We start from the raw sequence: 7,743 nt of genomic DNA, 5'->3' as shown, positions 1-7,743 counted from the left end.
TTACTCAATCACCTTGACGACGACACCGGCGCCCACGGTACGGCCACCTTCGCGGATCGCAAACCGCAGGCCGTCATCCATCGCAATCGGCGTGATCAGCGACACCTGCAGGTTCACATTGTCCCCCGGCATCACCATCTCGGTGCCCGCCGGCAACTCGCAGCTGCCGGTCACATCCGTGGTACGGAAGTAAAACTGTGGCCGGTAGCCCTTGAAGAACGGGGTGTGTCGCCCGCCCTCTTCCTTGGACAGCACGTACACCTCAGCCTCGAATTTGGTATGCGGGGTGATCGAGCCGGGCTTGCACAGCACCTGGCCTCGCTCTACCTCGTCCCGCTTGGTGCCCCGCAGCAGCACGCCCACGTTGTCGCCCGCCTGTCCCTGGTCCAGCAGCTTGCGGAACATCTCAACGCCGGTGCAGGTGGTCTTCAGGGTCGCCTTCATGCCGACGATTTCAATCTCGTCGCCGACCTTGACAATGCCCCGCTCAATGCGCCCGGTCACCACCGTGCCCCGACCGGAGATCGAGAACACGTCCTCGACCGGCATCAGGTAGGCACCATCAATGGCACGCTCCGGCTGCGGGATGTAGGTGTCAACGGCCTCGACCAGTTTCAGGATCGCCGGTACGCCAATGTCGCTCTGATCGCCCTCCAGCGCCTTCAGGGCACTGCCGGTAATGATCGGTGTGTCGTCGCCCGGGAAGCCGTACTGGGTCAGCAACTCGCGCACTTCCATCTCGACCAGTTCAAGCAGTTCCGGGTCGTCGACCATGTCCGCCTTGTTCAGGAACACGACGATGTACGGCACGCCCACCTGACGCGCCAGCAGGATGTGCTCGCGGGTCTGCGGCATCGGGCCGTCGGCCGCCGACACCACCAGAATCGCGCCGTCCATCTGCGCGGCGCCGGTGATCATGTTCTTCACGTAATCGGCGTGACCGGGGCAATCGACGTGCGCGTAGTGGCGGTTCGGCGACTCGTACTCAACGTGCGCCGTCGCAATGGTGATGCCACGGGCGCGCTCTTCCGGGGCGTTGTCAATCTGGTCGTAGGCCTTGAACTCGCCCCCGAAACGCTCCGCACCAATCTTGGTCAACGCCGCCGTCAGCGTCGTCTTCCCATGATCCACGTGACCTATCGTCCCCACGTTCACGTGCGGCTTGGTACGCTCAAATTTGGCCTTCGACATGACTAAATCACCCTTCGTTTTACTGACTGGTCCGACGGACGCTTATTGGTTGATGACTTTCTGGGCAACGCTGTTCGGCGCTTCCATATACTTCCCGAATTCCATCGAGTACGTGGCTCGGCCCTGAGTCGCCGAGCGCATGTCGGTGGCGTAGCCAAACATCTCGGCCAATGGCACTTCGGCCCGAATGACCTTGCCTGACGGCGAGTCATCCATGCCCAGAATCACGCCACGACGCCGATTCAGGTCGCCAACCACATCACCCATGTAGTCTTCCGGGGTGACCACTTCAACCTTCATGATTGGCTCAAGCAGAACCGGGTTGGCCTTGCGGGCGCCTTCCTTGAAGGCCATGGAGCCGGCAATCTTGAACGCCATTTCGTTCGAATCGACGTCGTGATAGGAGCCGTCGAACAGCGTCACCTTAACGTCGACCACGGGGTAGCCGGCTACTATGCCGTTTCCGAGCGTTTCCTGCACGCCCTTGTCCACTGCCGGGATGTATTCGCGCGGCACCACGCCACCGACGATGCCGTTCACAAACTCATAGCCCTCGCCTGCCTCGCGCGGTTCTATGCGCAGCCAGACGTGGCCGAACTGACCACGACCGCCGGTCTGGCGAATGAAGCGACCTTCCTGTTCCACCGACTTGCGAATGGTTTCGCGGTAGGCAACCTGTGGGGCGCCGACGTTGGCTTCGACCTTGAATTCGCGCCGCATGCGGTCGACGATGATCTCAAGATGCAACTCGCCCATGCCCGAGATGATGGTTTGCCCAGATTCCTCGTCGGTATGGACACGAAATGAGGGGTCTTCCTGGGCCAGCTTTTGCAGCGCTATGCCCATCTTCTCCTGGTCGCTCTTGGTCTTGGGCTCCACCGCGACGGAAATGACTGGCTCGGGGAACTCCATCCGCTCAAGCGTGATGACCTTCTTCTCGCTGCACAGCGTGTCGCCCGTGGTAACGTCCTTCAGGCCCACTGCGGCGGCGATGTCACCGGCGCGCACTTCCCGAATTTCCTCGCGGCTGTTGGCATGCATCTGCAACAAACGTCCGACGCGTTCACGCTTGCTCTTGACCGGGTTGAACACGCCGTCGCCGGAATTGAGCACACCCGAATAAACACGGAAAAAAGTCAGCGTGCCCACAAACGGATCGGTCGCGATCTTGAATGCCAGCGCCGAGAACGGCTCTTCGTCGGCGGCGCGACGGGTATCGTCGTTGTCCCGATCATCAAGACCTTTTACTGGAGGCCGGTCGATCGGCGAGGGCATCAGCTCGATCACCGCGTCCAGCATTGCCTGCACGCCTTTATTCTTGAAGGCGGAGCCGCACAGCATGGGAACGATCTCGCTGCGCAGCAAGCGGGATCGCAGGCCACGTTTGATCTCGTCTACAGACAACTCGCCGGTTTCGAGGTAGCGCTCCATCAGCTCCTCGTCGCCTTCGGCCGCAGCTTCGATCATCTTCTCGCGCCACTCGTGACAGGCATCGGCCATACTGGCTGGGACGTCTTGGGCCTCATACGTCATGCCCTGGGTGCTTTCGTCCCAGATGATGGCGCGCATGCCGATCAGGTCGACCACGCCCTGGAAATTTTCTTCAGCACCTATCGGCAACTGGATCGGCACTGGGTTCGCGCCCAGTCGCTCGCGTACCTGCTTCACCACGCGCAGGAAGTCAGCGCCCGAGCGATCCATCTTGTTGACGAAGGCCAGACGCGGCACGCCGTATTTATTCGCCTGCCGCCAGACAGTCTCGGACTGGGGTTCAACGCCACCCACTGAACAGAACACCGCGACGGCGCCATCCAGGACGCGCAGCGAGCGCTCTACTTCAATCGTGAAATCAACATGCCCTGGGGTGTCGATGATATTGACACGGTGCTGCTCGAACTGCTTGTCCATACCCTGCCAGAAGCAGGTGGTGGCCGCAGACGTTATGGTGATGCCGCGCTCCTGCTCCTGCTCCATCCAGTCCATCACAGCCGCGCCGTCATGCACCTCGCCCATTTTGTGGGACACACCGGTGTAGAACAGGATGCGCTCTGTGGTTGTCGTCTTGCCGGCATCAATGTGGGCCATGATGCCGATATTGCGGTATCGCTCGATCGGGGTTGCGCGCACGACTGTCTACTCTGTCGGATTCAGGCCATTAACCGGGGCTCAGCCGCGGTCACCAGCGATAGTGGGAAAAGGCCTTGTTGGCTTCCGCCATACGGTGGGTATCTTCACGCTTCTTGACTGCGGCGCCACGGTTCTCGGCGGCATCGCCGATCTCGCCTGCCAGACGCAGGGCCATCGATTTTTCACCGCGCTTGCGGGCCGCGTCCATCAGCCAACGCATGGCCAGGGCCTGCTGACGCGCCGGACGCACTTCAGTTGGCACCTGGTAATTGGCGCCACCGACGCGACGGGACTTCACTTCCACCAAGGGGCCGATATTGACCAGTGCCTGACGCATCTTGCCCACCGGATCGCCACCGGCCTTGTCGCCCAGCCGCTCAAGGGCACCGTAGACGATAGACTCAGCCACCGACTTTTTGCCGTCATGCATGATCACGTTGATCAACTTGGCCAGCACCTTGTCACCGAACTTGGGGTCCGGAAGGATGTCGCGCTTGGCTGCAACTCTTCTTCTCGACATGCGGGCAGGTCTCTATATAACGGTAGGAGAAGATGCCCCGCGCCACCAACGGCGGGAGCCCCTCGAATCAATTAGGACTTGGGACGCTTGGCGCCGTACTTGGAACGCCCCTGGCGACGGTCTTTGACGCCAGTGGTATCCAGCGTGCCGCGCACCGTGTGATACCGCACACCGGGCAGATCCTTGACGCGGCCGCCGCGTATCAGGACCACCGAATGCTCCTGCAGGTTGTGCCCCTCGCCACCGATGTAGGTGGTGACCTCAAAACCGTTGGTCAGTCGCACGCGCGCGACCTTGCGCAGCGCCGAGTTCGGCTTCTTGGGCGTGGTGGTGTAGACACGCGTACACACGCCACGCTTCTGCGGACAGGCCTCAAGGGCGGGCACCGCGGACTTCTTGCGCGGTTGTACCCGCGGCTTGCGGACGAGCTGATTGATCGTCGCCATGGAATTTCCTGGTCACAAATAAATAGACAGGCCGGGGCAAAGGCCCCGACCTGTCAGGGGAGCGGGATTCTAGGGATCGGCCCTTAGACTGTCAACCCAAATGCCGCTGTAAGTCAGTACCCGGCTGCATTGCACCGCATACCGAAACCACCAAACCCAGCCTACAGCGGCCTGTCCGCCTGATCCGCTGCAGTGGGTAAAAATTCGCTAGTCACAGCCCGCGAAGCCGACATGCAAAAGCTGCGCGGGCAACGTTCAGGGCGCCGCCGCCTGCTGGGTCGTGGTTTGGTCTTCGGCCGCGCCTTCCGCAGTGCCTGCGTCGGCCTGTGCGGCCGGCTCGTTCCAAAGCTCGGCGAACTGCTCAAGGTCGGTGTGACCCCGGCGGCGACGTTCCTGGTGATAAGCAAAGCCGGTCCCGGCCGGAATCAGGCGACCCACAATCACGTTCTCCTTCAAGCCCCGCAGTTCGTCACGCTTGCCACTGACCGCGGCTTCGGTCAGCACACGTGTGGTCTCCTGGAATGACGCAGCCGAGATGAACGACTCGGTAGCCAGCGAGGCCTTGGTAATTCCAAGCAGCACGGACTCATACTGGGCCGCCTGTTTGCCCTTGCCAACCAAATCATCATTGGCCACCCACACCGCACAACGCTCGGCCTGTTCGCCCTTGAGGAACTTGGAGTCGCCCGGATCACTGATCTCGACCCGGCGCAGCATCTGGCGCACGATCACCTCAATGTGCTTGTCGTTGATCCTGACGCCCTGCAAGCGGTAGACCTCCTGCACCTCATTGACGACGAAACGGGTCAACTCCTCCACCCCCAACAGGCGCAGGATGTCGTGCGGCACAGGCGAGCCATCGGCAATGATTTCACCGCGGCTGACGTGTTCGCCTTCGAACACCGTGATGTGGTGGTACTTGGGGGTCAGATACTCGTGCTGCACCGCTTGGTCATCGGTAATGACCAGCCGCTGCTTGCCCTTGGTTTCCTTGCCGAACGACACGATGCCGGTTTGCTCGGCCATGATCGCCGGATCCTTGGGCCGGCGTGCCTCGAACAAATCCGCCACCCGCGGCAGACCGCCGGTGATATCGCGCGTCTTGGACGTTTCCTGCGGAATACGCGCCAGCACTTCGCCTACTCCGACCTCGGCCCGATCGCCCAACGTGATGATGGCGCCAGCTGGCAGGAAATAACGGGCCGGAATGTCGGTGCCTGGCAGCATCTTGTCCTCACCGGCATCGTCCACCAGCTTGATCATCGGCCGCAGATCACGACCCGCCATACCCCGCTGCTTGGTGTCGGTCACGACGATGTTGGACAGACCCGTGGCCTCATCAACTTCGCTGACCGTGGTAACACCTTCCACCACGTCCACCAACTGGACCCGCCCCTGCACTTCGGTAACGATGGGGTGGGTATGCGGATCCCAGGTGGCGACCACCTGGCCGGTTTCAACGATCTGCTCCTCCCCGGCCGTCACCACGGCGCCATAAGGCAGCTTGTGGCGCTCACGCTCACGACCATGCTCGTCGATAACCACCAGTTCGCCCGAACGCGATACCGACACGCGGTTGCCACTGGTCTGGAACACCACTTTTACGTTGTCCAGACGAATGGTGCCGCGCGTGCGAACCTGGACACTGTTAAGCGCCACCGCGCGCGAAACCGCACCACCGATGTGGAAGGTACGCATGGTCAGCTGGGTTCCGGGCTCACCGATCGATTGGGCCGCGATGACGCCTACGGCCTCACCGATGTTGACCTGATGTCCACGCGCCAGGTCACGCCCGTAACACTTGGCACATACGCCAAAGCGCGTCTGGCAGGTAATGACTGAACGCACTTTCACGGCGTCCACGCCGGCCGCCTCAACCCGGGCAACTACCTCCTCCGTAAGCAGAGTGCCGGCCTCGACCAGCACATCGTCGAGGCCCGGCAGCAGGACGTCCTGCGCCACGGTGCGACCCAGGATGCGATCGCGAAGCGGTTCGATGACATCGCCACCGGAAATCACAGCACCCAGCTGCATGCCGTCCTCGGTGCCACAGTCGTCTTCGGTGATGACCAGATCCTGGGCCACGTCCACCAGGCGGCGGGTGAGGTAGCCGGAGTTGGCGGTCTTGAGCGCCGTATCAGCCAGGCCCTTACGGGCACCATGGGTGGAGATGAAGTACTGAATAACGTTAAGGCCTTCACGGAAGTTGGCCGTGATCGGCGTTTCGATGATCGAGCCATCGGGCTTGGCCATCAGGCCGCGCATGCCGGCCAGCTGGCGAATCTGCGCCGCGCTGCCCCGCGCCCCGGAGTCCGCCATGATGTAGATGGAATTGAATGACGGCTGGGTGACGGAGTTGCCGTCCCGATCGATCACGGTCTCGTGACCGAGCTTCTGCATCATGGCCGCGGCCACCTGGTCGTTGGCATGCGACCAGATATCGACCACTTTGTTGTAGCGCTCGCCGTCCGTCACCAGACCGGACGCGTACTGCTGGGCGATTTCTTTCACTTCCCCTTCGGCGCGGGCAATGATGCCGGCCTTCTCGTCCGGGGTGACCATGTCGTCCACGCAAATGGACGCGCCCGAACGGCTTGCGTAGTGGTAACCGGTATACATGAGCTGGTCTGCAAAGACCACGGTCGCCTTCAGGCCGACCTTGCGGTAGCAGTCATTGATCAGGCGTGAGATGACTTTCTTGTCAAGCGCCCGGTTGATCAACTCGAACGGCATCCCGGCGGGCAGCACTTGCGACAGGATGGCCCGACCTATGGTGGTGTCCAGCAGACGAGTACGAGTCTCGATCTCGCCCTGGTCATCGAACTGGCTGTCGGTGATACGCACCTTGACACGCGCTTGCAGATCGACGGTGCCTGCGTCGTAGGCCCGCTTGGCTTCGGCCGCATCGGCGTAGGCCCGACCTTCACCGCGCGCATTGATCCGATCGCGCGACATGTAATACAGACCAAGCACGACGTCCTGGGTTGGCACGATCACCGGATCGCCGTTCGCGGGCGACAGGATGTTGTTGGTCGACATCATCAGCGCGCGGGCTTCGAGCTGGGCTTCCAGCGACAGCGGCACATGCACCGCCATCTGGTCACCGTCGAAGTCGGCGTTGAACGCCGTGCACACCAGCGGATGCAGCTGGATGGCCTTGCCCTCTACCAGTACCGGTTCGAACGCCTGGATGCCCAGGCGGTGCAGGGTCGGGGCGCGATTCAGCAGCACCGGATGCTCGCGGATAACCTCCTCGAGCACGTCCCAGACTTCCGGGCCACCCTTCTCGACCAGCTTCTTGGCCGCCTTGATGGTGGTGGCCAGGCCGCGCCGTTCGAGCTTGCCGAACACGAACGGCTTGAACAGTTCAAGCGCCATCTTCTTGGGCAGCCCGCATTGGTGCAGCTTCAGCTGGGGGCCGACCACGATCACCGAGCGACCCGAGTAATCGACGCGCTT

5 protein-coding genes are annotated in these 7,743 nt (G+C 61.9%); all 5 read right to left on the bottom strand.

All coding sequences use genetic code 11. From position 1 onward, the window contains the following. Complete coding sequence (gene tuf / locus ABZF37_RS12620; RefSeq protein ID WP_372720450.1) at nucleotides 1–1,191, bottom strand: elongation factor Tu; 1,191 nt, start codon at nucleotides 1,189–1,191, stop codon at nucleotides 1–3. Nucleotides 1,192–1,233: 42 nt separating this feature from the next. Continuing rightward, nucleotides 1,234–3,276: an elongation factor G gene (gene fusA / locus ABZF37_RS12615; protein ID WP_372720452.1), complete on the bottom strand. Its 2,043-nt coding sequence runs from the start codon at nucleotides 3,274–3,276 to the stop codon at nucleotides 1,234–1,236. 91 nt (nucleotides 3,277–3,367) lie between these two features. Further along, nucleotides 3,368–3,838 carry a 30S ribosomal protein S7 gene (gene rpsG, locus ABZF37_RS12610; protein WP_372720448.1) on the bottom strand — a complete coding sequence of 157 codons (471 nt, stop codon included), beginning with the start codon at nucleotides 3,836–3,838 and terminating at the stop codon, nucleotides 3,368–3,370. 71 nt (nucleotides 3,839–3,909) lie between these two features. After that, a complete protein-coding gene (gene rpsL, locus ABZF37_RS12605) occupies nucleotides 3,910–4,284 on the bottom strand; it encodes a 30S ribosomal protein S12 (RefSeq protein WP_372720446.1) in 375 nt (124 codons plus the stop codon). A 255-nt stretch (nucleotides 4,285–4,539) separates the two neighbouring features. Beyond that, nucleotides 4,540–7,743: DNA-directed RNA polymerase subunit beta' (rpoC, locus tag ABZF37_RS12600; protein ID WP_372720444.1), on the bottom strand; the 3,204-nt coding region annotated here is incomplete at its 5' end.

Origin of the sequence: Immundisolibacter sp. (assembly GCF_041601295.1) — a bacterium.
In the GTDB taxonomy this organism is placed as follows: Bacteria; Pseudomonadota; Gammaproteobacteria; order Immundisolibacterales; family Immundisolibacteraceae; genus Immundisolibacter.
Note: the sequence above shows the minus strand (reverse complement) of the source record. Positions and strands in the feature narration are given on the sequence as shown.

Coding starts and splice junctions, on each gene's coding strand:
- rpsG (WP_372720448.1), bottom strand. CDS start 3,838: ATGTCGAGAAGAAGAGTTGCAGCCAAGCGCGACATCCTTCCGGACCCC.
- fusA (WP_372720452.1), bottom strand. CDS start 3,276: ATGGCCCACATTGATGCCGGCAAGACGACAACCACAGAGCGCATCCTG.
- rpsL (WP_372720446.1), bottom strand. CDS start 4,284: ATGGCGACGATCAATCAGCTCGTCCGCAAGCCGCGGGTACAACCGCGC.
- tuf (WP_372720450.1), bottom strand. CDS start 1,191: ATGTCGAAGGCCAAATTTGAGCGTACCAAGCCGCACGTGAACGTGGGG.